A 17439-nucleotide genomic window follows, 5' to 3' on the forward strand; every position below is an offset into this window, starting at 1 on the left:
ACCACCTGCCACGGCATGTATACGCGGCAGGCGGCTGGATTATACAATCAATACTGCGGGGGCAGGGAAATATCCTCGTCCTCTTTGTCTTTCTTATCCTTGTTGAAAAGTCCGGCGATCTTGTCCACTACATCCGGCACACTCGCCACAACACGATCGACAGACGAAACATACGGCTCAATCTGCAAAATGCGCACATTGCCGTTCGAGATTACCAAAAACGCAATAGGCTGAATGGTAATGCCCGCGCCGCTGCCACCGGCAAAGAGGCCCTTCTCCGGCTGCGCTTTAGAAGGCAGGTCGGAGCCGCCGCCTGCAAAGCCGTAGCTCACACGCGAAACCGGGATGACCGTGGTGCCGTCCGGCGCGGTGATGGGATCGCCGATAACGGTGTTCACGTCCACCATTTCCTTGATTTTATCCATGGAAACGCCGAGCAGGTTGTTGACCTTATTTTCACTCATGTTGTTCTCTCCTTTTTATTTGCTGCCGGCGCTGCGGATTTTACGGCAGGCTTTCCGGCACTTTGAAATTTATTGTAAAACGGCAATATCGTGCGCAGTATAAACTGCACACCGTGATGCACGACGAACAGCGGACGCACCGCGCCGCTTGCCGTACATAAAACCTTCGGTTCCTTTACGCTGTAATCGAGATCGACGGAAACACATCCATGCGGCGACTTGCAGTTTGTTAAGCCGAGCAAGACCGACACAGCCGGGTACACGCCCGCACACACCTCTCCGTACAGGATAGCAATTTCGGCGGCATCTTTCCCGCCGCCGACGAGCACGTATAGGTCGAAATCTTTCAGCTTTATGTGCTTTAAAAGCTTTCCGAAGCGCGTACCGGTGGCCTTTAACAAATCTTTCGCGAGCGTTAAAAGTCCCGTAAGTCCCTCGGCTTCCTTATATTTTTTCACCTGCCGCAAAAGCGGGTTCGGCTTTTTCTCCTTGGCTTTTTCTTCAGACTCTTTTTCGCTCGGTTTCTTCTCTTTTTTCGACTCCGGTTTTTTCTCCGGTGCGGGAAGCACGCGGTATTTTAAAAAGAGATACCGTATAAAAACGGTCGTCTCTCCGTTATAGTTCAGATCGAACCGCACAGGGATGCACAGCAGAAGAAAGATCAGCGCGATGAGCCCGAGCAGAATCCATAAAACGATCATGCTTTGTCTGCCCCGTCGTTTTGAGGTGCGTTTTCGGTTTCTTCCTCCTGCGGCAAAGGCGGCAGCTCCAAAAGCGAGCGGATGCCCATGCAGCGCAGGAAATTTTCCGTCGTGCCGTATAATAGCGGCTTACCGGGAAGGTCAAGTCGCCCGCGCTCTTCAATGAGCGCTTTCTGCACCAGACTGCCGATGACGCCCGAGCAATCCACGCCGCGCACCTGCTCCACAAACGCTTTTGTGACAGGCTGATTATATGCGATGACCGCCAGCACCTCCATGGCCGCCTGCGAGAGCGGCGCGCTGCTTCTGAGGTCTAACGCTGTGCGCACCGGTGCCAAAAACACGGAATTCACGGCAAACTGCAATGTGTGGTCTAATTGCAGCAAATGGATGCCGCTTTCTTCTTTATTGTATTTCGCCTGAAGCGTTCGGCTGAGCTCCAGAACGTTCTCTTCCTCGGTGTTAAGCGCCTGCGCCAGCTTATCGATGTCGATCGGGTCGCCGCACGCGAATAAGATTGCCTCCATCATGCCGAGCATTTTCTTTTTATTCAGCTTACTCGCCTCCGTTCGTCAGTTTGATCTCGCAGTCTTCGCCGTCACCGTCCACGCGCAATCGCTTGTCCTTGACAAGCTCCAAAACGGCGAGGAACGCCGCCACGCGCTCCGAGGGGTCGTTTTTGCCGCGGAACAGCTCTTTTAACGACACATGCCGCTTTTTCCACAGGCTGCGCAGCACGAAAACAATTTGCGAAGCCACGGAGACCACACGGCGCGTGATGAGCTTTGAGATGGTGTCCTCCGGCTTTTGCGGCTCCGGCGGCTTCTTTTTGCCGAGCATCGACAAATACGCCGAAAGCAGCTCCTGCGGCTTATGATGGCGCTTATAGGTGAGATCTGCGGGAATATCCGCCTGCGCACGCACGATGCCGTCGAGCGAAAACCGCTCGCGCAGACGCATGGCCGCTTCCTTGCACTGCTGATATTCAAGCAGCTGACCGGTCAGCTCTTGCTTCAATGCCGCTTCCTCTTCCTTTTTCGGCAGCAGCGAAACACTTTTGATGTGCACAAGACGCGCCGCCATCTCAAGAAATTCGCTCGCAACGTCCATATCTGCCGCCTGCATCTCGTGAATCTGCGCCATGTACTGCTCTAAAAGCTCTGCGATAGGAATATCGTAGATATTGAGTTTGTTTTTTGCGATGAGGTTGAGCAGCAGGTCGAGCGGACCCTCAAACACATCGAGCTTATAGGAAAGTGTTTCCGTTTTTTCCATGTTCATACACGATCACAATACGCCGGCCAGACGGAACGGCAACGCCGCAAGCCAGCTCACACCGCCGTATACGGCGTTTTCAAGCACACTCAGCGGACCCGTGAGCGCACCGGAAACAATGAGCAGCATGCCGATCATGGAGAGCATGTTCTGGTACTGGTAGAACTTGTAGCGTGCGCGGTCGCTAAGCAGCGCCGCCAAAATTTTGGAGCCGTCAAGCGGCGGCAGCGGCACAAGGTTGAAGACCGCCAGCACCGCGTTGATAAACGAAAAATAGCTGAAGAACAGTAAAATGTAATGCACAAACGCGTTGTACGGCGCAAAAGCCGCAATAGCATAATAAATAACGCAGCCGACATAAGATGCAAGCAGGTTCGCCGCCGGGCCCGCAAGAGACGTGAGCGCCACGCCGGAGCGCGGATTTTTAAAATACCGGCTGTCGATCGGCACGGGCTTTGCCCAACCGATGCCGAAAAGCAAAAGGAACATCGCACCCATCGGGTCAATGCTTGCAAGCGGGTTCAGCGTCAAGCGGCCCTCATACTTTGCGGTAGGGTCACCGAGTTTGTACGCCACCCAACCGTGCGCAAGCTCGTGCAGCGGCAGCGCAAGGAAAACGATGACGAGCGTGGCTAAAATCTGAATGATAACACTGAGCGGATCAACAGCGCCGCCGCGCAGCAAGGTCATGATCGAATTAAAAAGCAAATATAACACCTCTTTCTGTGGGGTGCACCCGAAAACGGTTTCGGATATACCTTATAGAATTATAATGCATAGAGGACGAAAAAACAATTCTTTTCCGTAAAAACATTCTGTGAACAACTTTTCGTTTTAGCAAAAGATGCGGAAAAGCGAGTTTTTTCAAAATTTAGTTCCCATTTTTAAAAATAAATCTTGCATTTTGCGTTCGTTTCTGCTACAATACTAACGTTGCAATGAAGAATTAGGCACTTTAAGGAGGTGCAGATAGATGGCTAAATGTGAAATTTGCGGAAAGGACGTATCCTTCGGCATCAAGGTTTCCCACTCCCACAGACGTTCCAACAGAACTTGGAAACCGAATATCAGACGAGTAAAGGCACTTGTTAACGGTACACCGAAGCGTGTATACGCCTGCACCCGCTGCTTGCGTTCCGGCAAGGTTACAAGAGCAGTATAAAAGAGCTGGTCAATAAAATTATGGACATCGTTTCGGTGTCCATTTTTTTATTTTCCGTATTTACTTTTTCATCCCGCTGTGAAAAATTTTGTTTGTGTTATTCCATCCTCCATCGTTTAGAATGACTTCCTTAATAAGCAAAAGGCGCCGTGCAGGTTTTAAACCACACAGCGCCTTTTTAAGCTTTATTCTGTTTTAAATCAAATTAGGATCAGACAATGCCCTGTGCGAGCATAGCATCTGCGACCTTCACGAAGCCCGCGATGTTTGCGCCCATGACATAATTCTTCGGGTGGCCGTACTTCTCGGCAGCCGCGTCTACGTTCGCAAAGATGTTCTCCATGATGCCCTTCAGCTTTGCGTCAACTTCTTCAAAGCTCCAGGAGAGGCGCTCGCTGTTCTGGCTCATCTCAAGAGCAGAAGTCGCAACGCCGCCTGCGTTTGCAGCCTTGCCCGGTGCAAACAGAATACCGGCCTGCTGGAAGACATTCGTAGCCTCAATGGTGGACGGCATGTTCGCACCCTCGGCAACGACCTGTACGCCGTTCTTGACGAGCGTCTTCGCGTCTTCTTCGTTCAGCTCGTTCTGCGTTGCGCACGGCAGAGCCACGTCGCACGGAACCGTCCAAACGCCCTTACCCTCGTGGTACTCGCTGTTCGGTCTGTACTTCTTGTACTCGGTGAGACGTGCGCGCTTAACTTCCTTGATCTCCTTGACAGCTGCAAGGTCGATGCCCTCCGCGTCGTAGATCCAGCCGGTGGAATCAGACATGGTAACAACCTTAGCGCCAAGCTGCTGTGCCTTTTCGGTTGCATAAATTGCAACGTTGCCGGCGCCGGAGATAACAACCGTCTTGCCCTTAATATCCATGCCGTTCTTCTTCATCATCGCATCGGTGAAGTACAGCAGGCCGTAGCCCGTCGCTTCCGTACGGGCGAGGGAGCCGCCGTAGGTGAGACCCTTGCCGGTGAGAACGCCCTCATAGCAGTTACGGATTCTCTTATACTGGCCGTAGAGGTAGCCGATTTCTCTGCCGCCTACGCCGATATCGCCCGCCGGTACATCCGTATCAGCGCCGATGTGTCTGTAAAGCTCGGTCATGAAGCTCTGGCAGAACACCATAATCTCATGGTCACTCTTGCCCTTCGGATCGAAATCGGAGCCGCCCTTGCCGCCGCCGATGGGCAGACCGGTCAGAGAGTTCTTGAGAATCTGCTCGAAGCCGAGGAACTTGATGATGCCAAGGTTAACGGACGGGTGCAGGCGCAGACCGCCCTTATACGGACCGATCGCAGAGTTGAACTGTACGCGATAGCCGCGGTTCACATGAACCTTGCCGTTATCGTCGACCCACGGCACGCGGAACATGATCTGGCGCTCCGGCTCGGTGAGACGCTCCAAGATACCGGCAGCCTCATACTGCGGGTTTGCTTCAATGACCGGCTCCAAAGTGGTGAGAACTTCCGTTGCAGCCTGAATGAATTCCGGCTCATTGGAATTAAGCTTTTTAAGGTGTTCCAGCTGTTCGCTTACATAAGACATAACGATCGCTCCTTAGAAAATAGATTGAAAAATAAGAAAAGCACAGAAAACGCAGTTTTTACCTTTAAATCCTGCAAAAAGATCTCCCTTCGGTCTTTTGGGCCTTTTTGCCCGTTTCCTGAAAACGTTTACATTTTACCACAGGTTTTTCGTGTTTTCAATATGTTTTTGCGAAAAATTTCAAAAAAGTTTCAGCACCGCAAAGCGATGAATTTTGAAGGAAACCCGTTTCAATTCTGCAAGTTCACTTTCTTTTGTTGTAAAAGCACCAGTATTCTTTCGTCTCACACCCTGAAATTGTACGAATTCTTGCACGGCGGTTTTCGGAAAAAGATTGACATTCGGTGCACTTTTCTATAGAATTAAAGTGTATGATAATGCACGGGAGAAAATTTTGCCGTTTTCGGCTTTTCGCCCGCGCCAAACGCTCAATGAAGAAAGGTATGGTAATGTATTATGCAGAAGACCGAATTACTCTACGAGGGCAAAGCAAAGAAAGTTTACGCAACGGAGAACCCGGATTATTGCATCGTTTCCTATAAAGATGACGCGACCGCGTTCAACGGCCTCAAGAAGGGCACCATCGTCGGCAAAGGCGTTGTCAACAACCGTATGTCCAACTTCATGTTCCAGCTGCTTGAAAAGCACGGCATCAAGACCCACTTTGTAGAAGAGCTTTCCGACCGCGACACCGTCGTGCGCAAGGTCAGCATCGTTCCGCTCGAAGTCATCGTCCGCAACAAGGCAGCCGGCAGTCTCTCTAAGCGCCTCGGCCTTGAGGAAGGCACCCCCATGCGCGTACCGGTCCTGGAGTTCTGCTACAAGAACGACGATCTCGGCGACCCGATGGTCAACAATTACCATATCCTCGCTGCCGGCTTTGCAACGCAGGAGGAGATTGATAAGATCAGCTCGATGGCTCTGAAGGTCAACGAGCTCATGCTGGAGTTCTTCAAGAGCATCGGCGTTGACCTCATCGACTTCAAGATCGAATTCGGCAAGACCTCCGACGGCGAGATTATCCTCGCAGACGAGATTTCCCCGGATACCTGCCGCTTCTGGGACATCAACACCCATGAAAAGCTCGATAAGGACCGTTTCCGCCGCGACATGGGCGGTGTGGAAGAGGCTTATGCCGAAATGATGAAGCGCATCGGCCTGAACTGACTGTAGAGCATATAACGAAACGGAGTCCCCGAAAACGCGGAGGCTCCGTTTACGCGGTTTATTGCCGCATTCTCCGTTTGTTATTTATTTGATTAAAGGAAAAGATAAACATGAAAGATACGTATGAATCCCCCTTGTCCTCCCGCTATGCCGACAAAGAGATGAAGTACCTGTTTTCGCCGGACATGAAGTTCAAGACCTGGCGCCGCCTTTGGATCGCGCTTGCAGAGAGCGAAATGGAGCTCGGTCTGCCGGTCACGCAGGAACAGGTCGATGAGCTGAAGGCACACGCCGAGGACATCAACTATGAAGTCGCCGAAGAGCGCGAGCGCCTTGTGCGCCACGACGTGATGAGCCATGTGTATGCCTACGGACAGCAGTGCCCGAAGGCTGCCGGCATCATCCACCTCGGCGCAACAAGCTGCTATGTCGGCGACAACACCGACATCATCATCATGACGGAAGCCATGATGATTGTTAGGAAGAAGCTCGTCAATGTCATCCGCATTCTTTCCCATTTTGCGGAAGAATATAAAGACCTGCCCACGCTCGCCTTCACCCACTTCCAGCCGGCACAGCCGACCACCGTGGGCAAGCGCGCCACGCTGTGGATGCAGGAGTTTCTGATGGACCTTGAAGACGTGGAGTATCAGCTCAGCAAAGCGAAGCTGCTCGGCTCCAAGGGCACCACGGGCACACAGGCAAGCTTCCTTGAGCTTTTCGACGGCAACGATGAAATGGCCGCAAAGATCGACGCGAAAATCGCCGAGAAAATGGGCTATGAGAGCTGCTTTGCCGTCTCCGGCCAGACCTACCCGCGTAAGCTTGACAGCCAGATGCTGAACGTTTTGAGCTGCATCGCGCAGAGCGCCGCAAAATTCTCGAATGACATCCGTCTTCTGCAGCACCTGAAGGAAGTGGAAGAGCCGTTTGAGAAGAACCAGATCGGTTCCTCCGCCATGGCGTATAAGCGCAACCCAATGCGCAGCGAGCGTATCGCCTCCCTTGCACGCTACATTGTCGTAGACGCGCTGAACCCGGCGATTACCGCTTCTACGCAGTGGTTTGAGCGCACGCTGGACGACTCCGCGAACAAGCGCATCAGCGTGCCGGAAGCTTTCCTTGCGACCGACGCGATCCTGAACCTTGTAATGAACGTTGCGGACGGCCTTGTAGTTTACCCGAAGGTCATCGAGCAGCACCTCCGCCGCGAGCTGCCGTTCATGGCGACGGAAAACATCATGATGGACGCCGCAAAGCGCGGCGCAGACCGTCAGGAGCTGCACGAGCACGTGCGCGTGCACTCCATGGCAGCCTCAAAGGTCATTAAGGAAGAGGGCGGTGAAAACGACCTTCTGGAGCGCATCGCAAACGACCCGATCTTCGGCGTCACACTCGACGAGCTCAAGGGCATCGTAGACCCGCACAAGTATGTCGGCCGCGCACCGCGCCAGACCGAAATTTTCCTTCACGATGTCGTAAAGCCGATTCTCGATCGCTATGCAGACACCGAAACGGAAACCGCAGAGATCAATCTGTAATTCACCCCGCCGTTTTAAACGGCTTTGGGAGGAAATAAATATATATAATATATTAGAAAGGCTTGAACTATTATGGTAAAAGCAATTGTCGGCGCCTGCTGGGGCGACGAAGGAAAAGGCAAAATCACCGATATTCTGGCGGAAGATTCCGATATTGTTGTTCGTTTCCAGGGCGGCAGCAACGCCGGCCACACGATCATCACCAATTACGGTCGCTTTGCTCTGCATCAGCTGCCCTCCGGTATTTTTAGAAAGAACATCCTCAATATCATTGGCAACGGCGTTGCGCTCTCCGTTGAAAACTTCATCGACGAGCTCAAGGCTGTAACGGAACAGGGTGTTCCGATGCCGAACATCCTCATCTCCAACCGCTGCCAGATCGTTATGCCGTACCACAAAGCACTGGACGGCATGGAAGAAGCCCGTCTGGCTTCTAAGTCCTTTGGTTCCACCAAGAGCGGCATCGCACCGTTCTATTCCGATAAGTACGCAAAGATCGGCTTTCAGGTCAGCGAGCTGTTCGGCAGCAAAGAGGACCTGATGGAGAAGATTGACCATGTGCTCGATCTCAAGAATGTACTCTACACCAACCTTTATAAGGTTGAGCCGCTCGACCGCGAAGAGATTTACGCAAAGCTCATGGAGTACAAGGAACTCATCGCGCCGTATGTGGCCGATACATTCACCATTCTTCACAACGCCGTTAAGGAAGGCAAAACCATTCTGCTCGAGGGTCAGCTCGGCTCCCTGAAGGACCCGGACCTCGGCATTTATCCGATGGTCACCTCCTCCTCCCCGGTCGCCGGCTTCGGCGCTGTCGGTGCAGGCGGCATCCCGCCGTATGAGATCAAAGAGATTTACACGGTCGTTAAGGCGTATTCCAGCGCTGTCGGCGCAGGCGAGTTCGTTTCCGAGATTTTCGGCGATGAAGCGGAAGAGCTGAGAAAGCGCGGCGGCGATAAGGGCGAGTACGGTGCTACCACCGGCCGTCCGCGTCGTGTCGGCTGGCTCGACCTCGTTGCAGCCCGCTATGGATGCCAGGTGCAGGGCGCAACCGGCATTGCCATGACCGTACTTGATGCACTCGGCTATCTCGATGAGATTCCGGTCTGCGTCGGCTACGAGCTCGACGGCAAGCAGATTGATTACTTCCCGACCACTACGGAGCTCAAGCGCTGCAAGCCGATTTTCGAGAAGCTCCCGGGTTGGAAATGCGACATCCGCGGCATCAAGAAGTTCGAGGATCTCCCGGAGAACGCACGTCATTACGTCGAGTTTGCCGAAAAGCACCTCGGTGTTCCGGTCTGCATGGTTTCGAACGGCCCTGCCCGCGAAGACATCATGTATCGCTAATTTAAGATATTCTAAGAAAGCAGGCAGCCCCAAGCCGCCTGCTTTCCCCTACTTTGCATACAAATCATTAAATACAGTTATATTTCCACTGTACAAAGAATAACCAATTTTGAATTGTAAATTCTGAAAGGATGGTTTAGGATATGTGCGGAATCGTCGGTTATATCGGTAACGATCAGGCAGTACCCGTTCTCTTGCAGGGGTTGGAAAAGTTGGAATACCGCGGATATGACTCCGCAGGTGTAGCAGTCTTCTCGGAAGACGGATTGAAAGTTGTAAAATCGAAAGGCCGGCTGCGCGTACTGAGCGACCTGTTGGACGGCGGCAAAGCACTGACCGGTACGCTCGGCATCGGCCACACGCGCTGGGCGACGCACGGCGCACCGAGCGATGTAAACTCGCACCCGCAGGTGAGCGAGGGCGGTCGTTTTGCCGTTGTGCATAACGGCATCATCGAGAATTACCTCTACCTCAAGCAGCACCTCATGCGCCGCGGCGTACAGTTCGTATCGGAAACCGATACGGAGGTTGTCGCGCAGATGCTCGAATACTACGATAAGGGCGACATTCTGGAGACGATTGAAAAGGTCATCTCCAAGGTGGAGGGCAGCTATGCGCTCGGCATCATCAGTGCCGACCACCCGGACTGTATCTACGCAGTACGCAAGGACAGCCCGCTCATCATCGGCATCGGGCAGGGCGAAAATTTCATCGCGTCCGACATTCCCGCGATCTTATCAAAGACGCGCGAGATCTGCCGCTTAAAGGATAACGAAATTGCAGAACTCACCCGCGACGGCGTGAAGTTCTATAACGCAGACGGCGAGCCGGTCGAAAAAGAGATCGAGCACATCGAGTGGGATATTGAAGCGGCCGAAAAGGGCGGCTTTGAGCATTTCATGATGAAGGAGATCTTCGAGCAGCCGAAAGCCGTGCGTGATACCATTACACCGCGTATCCGCAACGGGCACATCGTGCTTGATGACATCACCTTGACCGCCGAGGAGCTGCGCCGCTTCACAAAAATCAACATCGTGGCGTGTGGCACGGCGTACCACGTGGGCGTCGTGGCAAAGTACGCGTTTGAAGAGCTGCTGCGCATCCCGGTCGAAGTGGATGTTGCATCTGAGTTCCGTTACCGCGACCCGATCCTCAACGAAAACACGCTCATGATCATCATCAGCCAGTCCGGCGAGACCGCCGATACGCTGGCGGCGCTGCGCGAAGCGAAGCGTGCGGGCTGTCGTGTGCTCTCCGTCGTGAACGTTGTCGGCAGCACCATTGCAACCGAATCGGACGACGTGCTGTATACGTGGGCAGGCCCGGAAATTTCCGTCGCGTCCACAAAAGCATACAGCACGCAGCTTGCGGTCATTTATCTTCTGGCGCTGTACATCGGCGAGCAGCTCGGCAAATTCACGCAGGAGCAGCTCAGTGCATACATCGCGGCGCTCGAAAAGCTGCCGGAGCAGATTGACGAAATGCTGAAGCACAAGGAGAATATTCAGTTCTTTGCTTCCAAGTATTTCAACGCGAGCGACATGTACTTTATCGGCCGCAATGTCGATTACGCCGCGTCTCTGGAGGCTTCCCTCAAACTCAAGGAGATTTCCTACATTCACTCCGAGGCCTACGCCGCGGGCGAGCTCAAGCACGGCCCGATCTCCCTCATCGAAGACGGTACGCTTGTCATCGCGCTTGCGACCGACGCCCGCCTCTTTGATAAAATGATGTCGAATATCAAAGAGGTTAAGGCGCGCGGCGCTGTCGTGCTGGGTGTTGCGACTGAAGACAAAAAAGAGATTGCCGGGCAGACAGATATGGTGTTCTACATTCCGAAGACCGCATCGTTCATGCTCCCCTCCCTCTCAGTCATCCCAATGCAGCTGTTTGCGTACTATGTCGCCTCCATGAAGGGCTGCGATATTGATAAGCCGCGCAATCTTGCAAAATCTGTCACAGTGGAGTAAAATAGAATTGTATTCAATCGTTGAACCAACGTTTTAAATTCAGGAAGGCAGGGTGTAATATGCCACAAAACGAAAAAGTGCTCGTAGTGGACTTCGGCGGACAGTATAACCAGCTGGTCGCACGCCGCGTCCGCGAGTGCAATGTATACTGCGAGATCGTGTCCTACCGCGTGGGTCTTGACGCCATTCGCGCACAGAACCCCAAGGGCATCATCTTCACCGGCGGCCCGAACAGCGTTTACGTCGACGGTGCGCCGACCATTGATCCCGCGATTTTCGATCTCGGTATCCCCGTGCTCGGACTTTGCTACGGCTTCCAGCTCATGACGCATCTGCTCGGCGGTCATGTCTGCAAGGCGCCGGAGCGTGAATACGGCAAAACGCTGGTTCACGTCGATACCAAGTCCAAGGTCTTTGAGAACGTCAGCCCGGAGACCATTTGCTGGATGAGCCACAACGACTACGCCGAGACCGCGCCCACAGGCTTCACAATCTCCGCGTATACCGATAACTGTCCGGTCGCCGCCATCGAGCTGCCGGAAAAGAACCTCTACGGCTTCCAGTTCCATCCGGAAGTGCTCCACACGCCGGAAGGCAAGACGATGCTGCACAACTTTGTCTACAACGTCTGCGGCTGCAAGGGCGACTGGAAAATGGGCTCCTTCGTCGAGACGAGCGTCAAGGCGCTGCGTGAGAAGATTGGCGACGGCAAAGTGCTGTGCGCCCTTTCCGGCGGTGTTGATTCCTCCGTTGCGGCAGCCATGCTCTCTAAAGCCGTCGGCAAGCAGCTCACCTGCGTATTCGTCGACCACGGCCTGCTGCGCAAGAACGAGATGGAAGAAGTCTGCGAGGTCTTCGGCCCGAACGGCCAGTTCGAGCTCAATTTCGTCTGCGTCAACGCTCGCCAGCGCTTCTACGATAAGCTCGCCGGCGTATCCGAACCGGAGAAAAAGCGCAAGATCATCGGCGAAGAGTTCATCCGCGTCTTTGAAGAAGAAGCAAAGAAGATTGGCACCGTCGATTTCCTCGCGCAGGGCACCATCTACCCCGACGTCGTGGAAAGCGGCCTCGGCGGCGAAAGCACCGTCATCAAGTCGCACCACAACGTAGGCGGTCTGCCGGATTACGTCGATTTCAAGGAGATCGTCGAGCCGCTGCGTGACCTCTTTAAGGACGAGACACGTCAGGCCGGCCGTGAGCTGGGTCTGCCGGAATACCTCGTCAGCCGCCAGCCGTTCCCCGGCCCCGGCCTTGCCATCCGCATCATCGGCGAAGTCACGCCGGATAAGGTCAAGATGGTGCAGGAAGCCGACGCCATCTGGCGCGAGGAGATCGCAAAAGCCGGTCTCGATAAGAGCATCAGCCAGTACTACGCCGCGCTGACCAACATGCGCAGTGTGGGCGTTATGGGCGATGAGCGCACCTACGACTATGCCGTGGCCCTGCGCGCCGTGACCACCACCGATTTCATGACGGCCGAAGCCGCCGAGATTCCGTGGGGCCTGCTCCAAACCGTCACCAGCCGCATCGTCAACGAGGTCCAGCACGTCAACCGCGTCCTCTACGACTGCACCGGCAAACCCCCGGCAACGATCGAATTTGAATAATACCCGAAAGGCTGGAATGCCTTGAAAATGCTGGACTTTTGTGCCCGGGAATTGCTCCGTGACAACAAAATGACAACATTTTAAGATTATCCAAGAATAAAGAGCTATCTGATTTCTGTTAGAGAAGTCAGATAGCTCTTTTTGTCTGTTTTCTTAACTTTTACCCTTCAACCTTGCAGTTTCCCGCATAGGTGAACGCAATGTAGGACTTACCGCGATTGAGCTGCAACTCGTTGCCGTTCGCGTCAAAGAACTTCAGCGGGTCATACATACCGGCCTTAGACCAAGTAATCGGCACCATTTTGCCCTCGGAAATATAGTAGCCCTTTGCATTTTCGCCGCCTTCCCAGTCGACATACTTCAAGACGCTATCTGTTGGATATGGTGTAATTTTTGTTTCCAAGATAATAAGATTCTCAAACTGAAGCTGCTCATTCGTTTTACTGTCCATATGCGGCTTATTCTGGTAGTTTTTCATGTACACATGCTTGTCTGCATCATAGCTGAATGTACTGTAATTCGCGCCAAAGTCAACACGGATATTTTTTGCATCCTCTCCGCTCGGAGCAGCATTTTTGTCCATCTCAACGAACTTAAACGCTGTGCCCATCTTATCTTCCTTCAAATCGGTACGAACATTGTTAGCTTCCAGCATTTCCGGCACTTTTGTGCCGTAGAACACGCCGGTATGTTCCAGTGCATAGCCAGCACTGAGACGATCTTTATCACGCCCAAAGTACTTACCAGATCCGTAAGAATCGCCATCAAAATGATCAATTTCCATGCTATTAATTGTATCCACAGCAACAGTAGGATTGATTCCCCAATGCACATAAACCGCATCAAACCCAACCGCCAAAATCGGATAATAGTATCGGCAGCTGCGAATGGAACAAACCTCGGGAATTTGGGTATAATCCCCATAAACGGCCATCAAACGGGTCAGGTCGTATTCCACCGGTAACTCAAAAATAAGATCTGCGGCGGAGATGCCATATTGCGGCAGGGCGGCGTCTACGTTATTCACCATTACGGCGACAGGACGTTTGCCGATGGCGCCGTCCGTCAAGGTCGGCAGGCCGGTGAGCAGGTTCACATTCGCCGGTTCCGTGGAAGGTGCTTCCGTGGGTTCTGCGGTGCTCTCTGCTGCGGAAGATTCCGCCTCTGCCGTCGGAGCAGCCGTGGCAGTCGCTTCCGGCTCGCTTGCGACGCTCTCCTCCGTCGGTTTTGATCCGCAACCCGTGAACACAGTCAGGCTGAGCAGCAAGGCGCTGCACAGCGCAAATATTCTCTTTTTCAATTTTATCAACCTCCATTTGTTGATTTCTACTATTTAGTATAGTCCGAAACACAGCGGATTGCAACAAAAAAATGCACAAAAATTGTCGGGCAGCGCCAAAATGCCGATACCAAGCCGCACAACGAGCGCAAAGTTGAAAATGTAAAGAGCTTATATAGAAAATATCCCCCGCTCTGTACAGAACGGAGGATACTTTAAACTTTCATGTGTTTAGTCTTCAAACAGGTCTTTGATCTTGCCGAAGAAGCTTTTACGCTTCTGATAGTTCTTTTCGTCGGCATTCTGTTCAAATTCCTGCAAAAGCTCTTTTTGGCGCTTGCTCAGGTTTTTCGGCACTTCAACGGTTACGCGCACGTACTGGTCGCCGCGTCCTCTGCCGTTGATGCTCTGAATACCCTTGCCCTTGAGCTTGAACACGTCGCCCGGCTGCGTGCCCTCGTGTACGGTGTAGCTCACCTTACCGTCGAGCGTCGGCACCGTGACTTCCGCGCCGAGTGCAGCCTGCGTGAACGTGATTGGCATATCGCACCAAACGTCGTTGCCGCGGCGCGTGAAAATGGCATGCGGACGAACTGTAATGTATACGTGCAGGTCGCCGTTCGGACCGCCGTTGGAACCGGCATTGCCCTTGCCGCCGACATTCAGAATCTGATCGTCATCGATACCCGCCGGAACGGAAATCTCGATCGTCTTCTGGCGGCGGATCTTACCCTTGCCGTCGCACGTTTTGCACGGGGTATCGACAATCTGGCCTCTGCCGTGGCAGCGGTCGCACGTGCTTGTGGACTGCACCACGCCGAACGGTGTGCGCTGGTTGATGCGCACCTGGCCGGAGCCGCCGCAGTTCGGGCAGGTCTTGGGGCTTGTGCCCTTAGCCGCGCCGGAGCCGTTGCAATCCGGGCAATTTTCGATCTGGTGGTAGGTCACATTTTTCTTGCAGCCCTTTGCCGCTTCCTCAAACGAAAGGGTGACGCTTGCCTCTACGTCACTGCCGCGGCGCGGTGCGTTCGGGTTCGCACGGCGTCCGCCGCCCCCGAAACCGCCACCGAAGAAGCTGTCGAAAATATCGGTAAAATCAAAACCGCCTGCGCCGCCGGCATACGGATTTCCGCCGCCCGCGCCGCCGCCGAAGTTCGGGTCTACGCCCGCAAAGCCGAACTGGTCGTAGCGCACCTTCTTGTCTTTATCAGAAAGTACCTCATACGCTTCGTTGACTTCCTTAAACTTCGCTTCCGCATTTTTATCTCCGGGATTCAAGTCCGGGTGGTATTGCTTTGCAAGCTTGCGGTACGCCTTTTTAATCACATCGTCTGATGCGCTCTTATCGACCCCAAGCACTTCATAATAATCTCTTTTGTTGTCCGCCATCCGCTGTCATCTCCTCGCAAACTCCAAAAGGCAAGGGACGCCTTTCGGCTCCCCTTGCACTTTTGAACGTGTCATTTATAAAACTTAATCGACGTCCTTGTAGTCTGCGTCGTAAACGTCACCGTTCGGGTTCTGGCCGCCCTGCTGCGGGTTTGCGCCCGGGGCTGCCTGCTCGCCCTGCTGCGGTGCACTTGCCTTATACAGCTTCTCACTAACCGCGTAAATCGCCTTCTGCAGCTCATCCATGCCGGACTTGATCTCCTCGACCGTGCCGTTCTGCATGGTGGTCTTCAGAGCTGCAACCTTGTTGTTCACTTCGGTCTTGTCCGCCTCTTCCAGCTTGTCGCCGCTCTCGTTTACGAGCTTCTCCGCCTGGTAGCAGAGGTTCTCTGCGTTGTTCTTCGTCTCAACCTCTTCACGGCGCTTCTTGTCTTCCTCTGCAAACTGCTCAGCCGCCTTAACAGCCTTATCGATGTCTTCCTTGCTCATGTTGGAGGAAGAAGAAATCGTGATGTGCTGTTCCTTACCGGTACCGAGATCCTTAGCGGAAACATTTACGATGCCGTTTGCGTCGATGTCAAATGTAACTTCAATCTGGGGGATGCCGCGCGGAGCCGGAGCGATGCCGTCGAGCTTAAAGAGACCCAGCTGCTTGTTATCGCGTGCAAATTCACGCTCGCCCTGCAGAACGTTGACCTCAACCTGCGTCTGACCATCAGCCGCCGTGGAGAAAATCTGGCTCTTCTTGGTCGGGATAGTGGTGTTTCTGTCGATGATCTTCGTCATCACACCGCCCATGGTCTCAACACCGAGAGAAAGCGGAGTAACGTCAAGCAACAGCAAGCCCTGAACTTCGCCGCCGAGAACGCCTGCCTGAAGTGCGGCGCCGATTGCAACGCATTCGTCCGGGTTGATGCCCTTGAACGGCTCTTTGCCGATAAGCTTCTTAACTGCTTCCTGAACAGCCGGAATTCTGGAGGAACCGCCGACCATGAGAACCTTGTTGATCTCACCGATGGAGAGGCCGGAGTCGCTCAGTGCTTGACGAACCGGGCCCATGGTCTTCTCAACGAGGTCTGCGGTGAGCTCGTTGAACTTTGCTCTGGAGAGCGTGAGGTCAAGGTGCTTCGGGCCGGTCGCATCCGCCGTGATGAACGGCAGGTTGATGGAAGCGCTCGTCATGCCGGAAAGCTCGATTTTTGCCTTCTCTGCCGCTTCCTTAATACGCTGCATAGCCATCTTATCGCCGGAAAGGTCGATGCCGTCGGAAACCTTGAAGCTGTTGATGATCCAATCCATGACGCGCTTATCAAAGTCGTCGCCGCCAAGGCGGTTATTGCCGGCCGTAGCCAGAACCTCCTGCACGCCGTCGCCCATCTCAATGATGGAAACATCGAACGTACCGCCGCCGAGGTCATAAACCATGATCTTCTGGTCGTCTTCCTTATCGATACCGTAGGACAGTGCTGCTGCCGTCGGCTCGTTGATGATACGCTTTACATCGAGGCCCGCGATCTTGCCCGCGTCCTTCGTCGCCTGACGCTGTGCGTCCGTGAAGTACGCCGGAACGGTGATAACTGCGCTCGTAACGCTCTCGCCGAGGTAAGCTTCCGCGTCGCCCTTCAGCTTCTGGAGGATCATTGCGGAGATTTCCTGCGGGGTGTAGCTCTTACCGTCGATCGTCACCTTGTGGTCTGTGCCCATCTCTCTCTTAATAGAGGAGATCGTGCGGTCCGGGTTCGTAATCGCCTGACGCTTTGCGACCTGACCGACCATGCGCTCGCCTGTCTTGGAGAATGCCACGACGGACGGGGTGGTTCTTGCGCCTTCTGCGTTTGCGATAACGACCGGCTCGCCGCCTTCAATAACCGCTACGCAAGAGTTTGTTGTACCAAGGTCAATACCAATTGTCTTTGCCATATCAATTACCTTCCTTTAACTCAAATGAGTGTGTGAATTCTGAATTACTATATAAATGGATATTTGCT

15 protein-coding genes are annotated in these 17439 nt (G+C 53.6%); 6 read left to right on the forward strand and 9 right to left on the reverse strand.

From position 1 onward, the window contains the following. Positions 1-47: 47 nt before the first annotated feature. The 5 genes from ytfJ to ACI0CA_RS11180 are packed head-to-tail and all read right to left on the reverse strand — an operon-like array spanning position 48 to position 3157. Positions 48-464, reverse strand: a complete 417-nt coding sequence (ytfJ, locus tag ACI0CA_RS11160; RefSeq protein ID WP_308448730.1) for a GerW family sporulation protein — start codon at positions 462-464, stop codon at positions 48-50. Then, entirely contained in the window at positions 461-1165 is a 705-nt protein-coding gene (locus ACI0CA_RS11165; RefSeq protein WP_308448731.1) for a hypothetical protein, read from the reverse strand. The genes ytfJ and ACI0CA_RS11165 overlap by 4 nt, the downstream gene beginning before the upstream one ends. Then, the gene (gene scpB / locus ACI0CA_RS11170) at positions 1162-1695 is read right to left on the reverse strand and encodes an SMC-Scp complex subunit ScpB (protein ID WP_446806803.1); all 534 of its coding nucleotides are present in this window, start codon (positions 1693-1695) and stop codon (positions 1162-1164) included. Before scpB ends, ACI0CA_RS11165 begins: the two co-directional genes overlap by 4 nt. A 25-nt stretch (positions 1696-1720) precedes the next feature. Next, the gene (locus ACI0CA_RS11175; protein ID WP_316523271.1) at positions 1721-2446 is read right to left on the reverse strand and encodes a segregation and condensation protein A; all 726 of its coding nucleotides are present in this window, start codon (positions 2444-2446) and stop codon (positions 1721-1723) included. A 6-nt stretch (positions 2447-2452) separates the two neighbouring features. After that, positions 2453-3157 (reverse strand): site-2 protease family protein, encoded by a 705-nt coding sequence (locus ACI0CA_RS11180; protein ID WP_412384451.1) that lies wholly within the window; start codon positions 3155-3157, stop codon positions 2453-2455. A gap of 256 nt (positions 3158-3413) precedes the next feature. Here ACI0CA_RS11180 and rpmB point away from each other — a divergent pair, with 256 nt between their 5' ends. Continuing rightward, positions 3414-3602, forward strand: a complete 189-nt coding sequence (rpmB, locus tag ACI0CA_RS11185; RefSeq protein WP_176821351.1) for a 50S ribosomal protein L28 — start codon at positions 3414-3416, stop codon at positions 3600-3602. Between the two features lie 211 nt (positions 3603-3813). Here rpmB and gdhA read toward each other — a convergent pair whose 3' ends face one another. Beyond that, positions 3814-5145 (reverse strand): NADP-specific glutamate dehydrogenase, encoded by a 1332-nt coding sequence (gdhA, locus tag ACI0CA_RS11190; protein ID WP_343284704.1) that lies wholly within the window; start codon positions 5143-5145, stop codon positions 3814-3816. 456 nt (positions 5146-5601) lie between these two features. On the opposite strand from gdhA, the gene purC reads away from it, so the two are divergent. The 5 genes from purC (at position 5602) to guaA (ending at position 12783) form a co-directional block, all read left to right on the forward strand. Continuing rightward, positions 5602-6312 (forward strand): phosphoribosylaminoimidazolesuccinocarboxamide synthase, encoded by a 711-nt coding sequence (gene purC, locus ACI0CA_RS11195; protein WP_176821349.1) that lies wholly within the window; start codon positions 5602-5604, stop codon positions 6310-6312. A 110-nt stretch (positions 6313-6422) separates the two neighbouring features. Then, positions 6423-7853 carry an adenylosuccinate lyase gene (gene purB, locus ACI0CA_RS11200; protein ID WP_417422783.1) on the forward strand — a complete coding sequence of 477 codons (1431 nt, stop codon included), beginning with the start codon at positions 6423-6425 and terminating at the stop codon, positions 7851-7853. A gap of 72 nt (positions 7854-7925) precedes the next feature. Beyond that, positions 7926-9206 carry an adenylosuccinate synthase gene (locus tag ACI0CA_RS11205; protein ID WP_417422784.1) on the forward strand — a complete coding sequence of 427 codons (1281 nt, stop codon included), beginning with the start codon at positions 7926-7928 and terminating at the stop codon, positions 9204-9206. Between the two features lie 143 nt (positions 9207-9349). After that, complete coding sequence (gene glmS / locus ACI0CA_RS11210; RefSeq protein WP_395507428.1) at positions 9350-11176, forward strand: glutamine--fructose-6-phosphate transaminase (isomerizing); 1827 nt, start codon at positions 9350-9352, stop codon at positions 11174-11176. Between the two features lie 59 nt (positions 11177-11235). Next, the gene (guaA, locus tag ACI0CA_RS11215; protein WP_446806802.1) at positions 11236-12783 is read left to right on the forward strand and encodes a glutamine-hydrolyzing GMP synthase; all 1548 of its coding nucleotides are present in this window, start codon (positions 11236-11238) and stop codon (positions 12781-12783) included. A 160-nt stretch (positions 12784-12943) separates the two neighbouring features. On the opposite strand, the gene ACI0CA_RS11220 is transcribed toward guaA, so the two are convergent. The 3 genes from ACI0CA_RS11220 to dnaK form a co-directional block, all read right to left on the reverse strand. Then, entirely contained in the window at positions 12944-14083 is a 1140-nt protein-coding gene (locus tag ACI0CA_RS11220) for a DUF3048 domain-containing protein (RefSeq protein WP_446806801.1), read from the reverse strand. A 210-nt stretch (positions 14084-14293) separates the two neighbouring features. Continuing rightward, the gene (gene dnaJ, locus ACI0CA_RS11225; protein ID WP_308448742.1) at positions 14294-15451 is read right to left on the reverse strand and encodes a molecular chaperone DnaJ; all 1158 of its coding nucleotides are present in this window, start codon (positions 15449-15451) and stop codon (positions 14294-14296) included. Between the two features lie 84 nt (positions 15452-15535). Then, entirely contained in the window at positions 15536-17371 is a 1836-nt protein-coding gene (gene dnaK, locus ACI0CA_RS11230) for a molecular chaperone DnaK (RefSeq protein ID WP_176820117.1), read from the reverse strand. Positions 17372-17439 lie beyond the last annotated feature (68 nt).

The sequence above is a fragment of the Hominenteromicrobium mulieris genome (assembly GCF_046197855.1).
GTDB classification, from domain to species: domain Bacteria; phylum Bacillota; class Clostridia; order Oscillospirales; family Acutalibacteraceae; genus Hominenteromicrobium; species Hominenteromicrobium mulieris.

What these genes read in the sequence shown, in the direction of transcription:
- ytfJ (WP_308448730.1), bottom strand. Translation starts at nt 464, where the DNA reads ATGAGTGAAAATAAGGTCAACAACCTGCTCGGCGTTTCCATGGATAAA.
- ACI0CA_RS11165 (WP_308448731.1), bottom strand. Translation starts at nt 1,165, where the DNA reads ATGATCGTTTTATGGATTCTGCTCGGGCTCATCGCGCTGATCTTTCTT.
- scpB (WP_446806803.1), bottom strand. Translation starts at nt 1,695, where the DNA reads ATGATGGAGGCAATCTTATTCGCGTGCGGCGACCCGATCGACATCGAT.
- ACI0CA_RS11175 (WP_316523271.1), bottom strand. Translation starts at nt 2,446, where the DNA reads ATGAACATGGAAAAAACGGAAACACTTTCCTATAAGCTCGATGTGTTT.
- rpmB (WP_176821351.1), top strand. Translation starts at nt 3,414, where the DNA reads ATGGCTAAATGTGAAATTTGCGGAAAGGACGTATCCTTCGGCATCAAG.
- gdhA (WP_343284704.1), bottom strand. Translation starts at nt 5,145, where the DNA reads ATGTCTTATGTAAGCGAACAGCTGGAACACCTTAAAAAGCTTAATTCC.
- purC (WP_176821349.1), top strand. Translation starts at nt 5,602, where the DNA reads ATGCAGAAGACCGAATTACTCTACGAGGGCAAAGCAAAGAAAGTTTAC.
- purB (WP_417422783.1), top strand. Translation starts at nt 6,423, where the DNA reads ATGAAAGATACGTATGAATCCCCCTTGTCCTCCCGCTATGCCGACAAA.
- ACI0CA_RS11205 (WP_417422784.1), top strand. Translation starts at nt 7,926, where the DNA reads ATGGTAAAAGCAATTGTCGGCGCCTGCTGGGGCGACGAAGGAAAAGGC.
- glmS (WP_395507428.1), top strand. Translation starts at nt 9,350, where the DNA reads ATGTGCGGAATCGTCGGTTATATCGGTAACGATCAGGCAGTACCCGTT.
- guaA (WP_446806802.1), top strand. Translation starts at nt 11,236, where the DNA reads ATGCCACAAAACGAAAAAGTGCTCGTAGTGGACTTCGGCGGACAGTAT.
- dnaJ (WP_308448742.1), bottom strand. Translation starts at nt 15,451, where the DNA reads ATGGCGGACAACAAAAGAGATTATTATGAAGTGCTTGGGGTCGATAAG.
- dnaK (WP_176820117.1), bottom strand. Translation starts at nt 17,371, where the DNA reads ATGGCAAAGACAATTGGTATTGACCTTGGTACAACAAACTCTTGCGTA.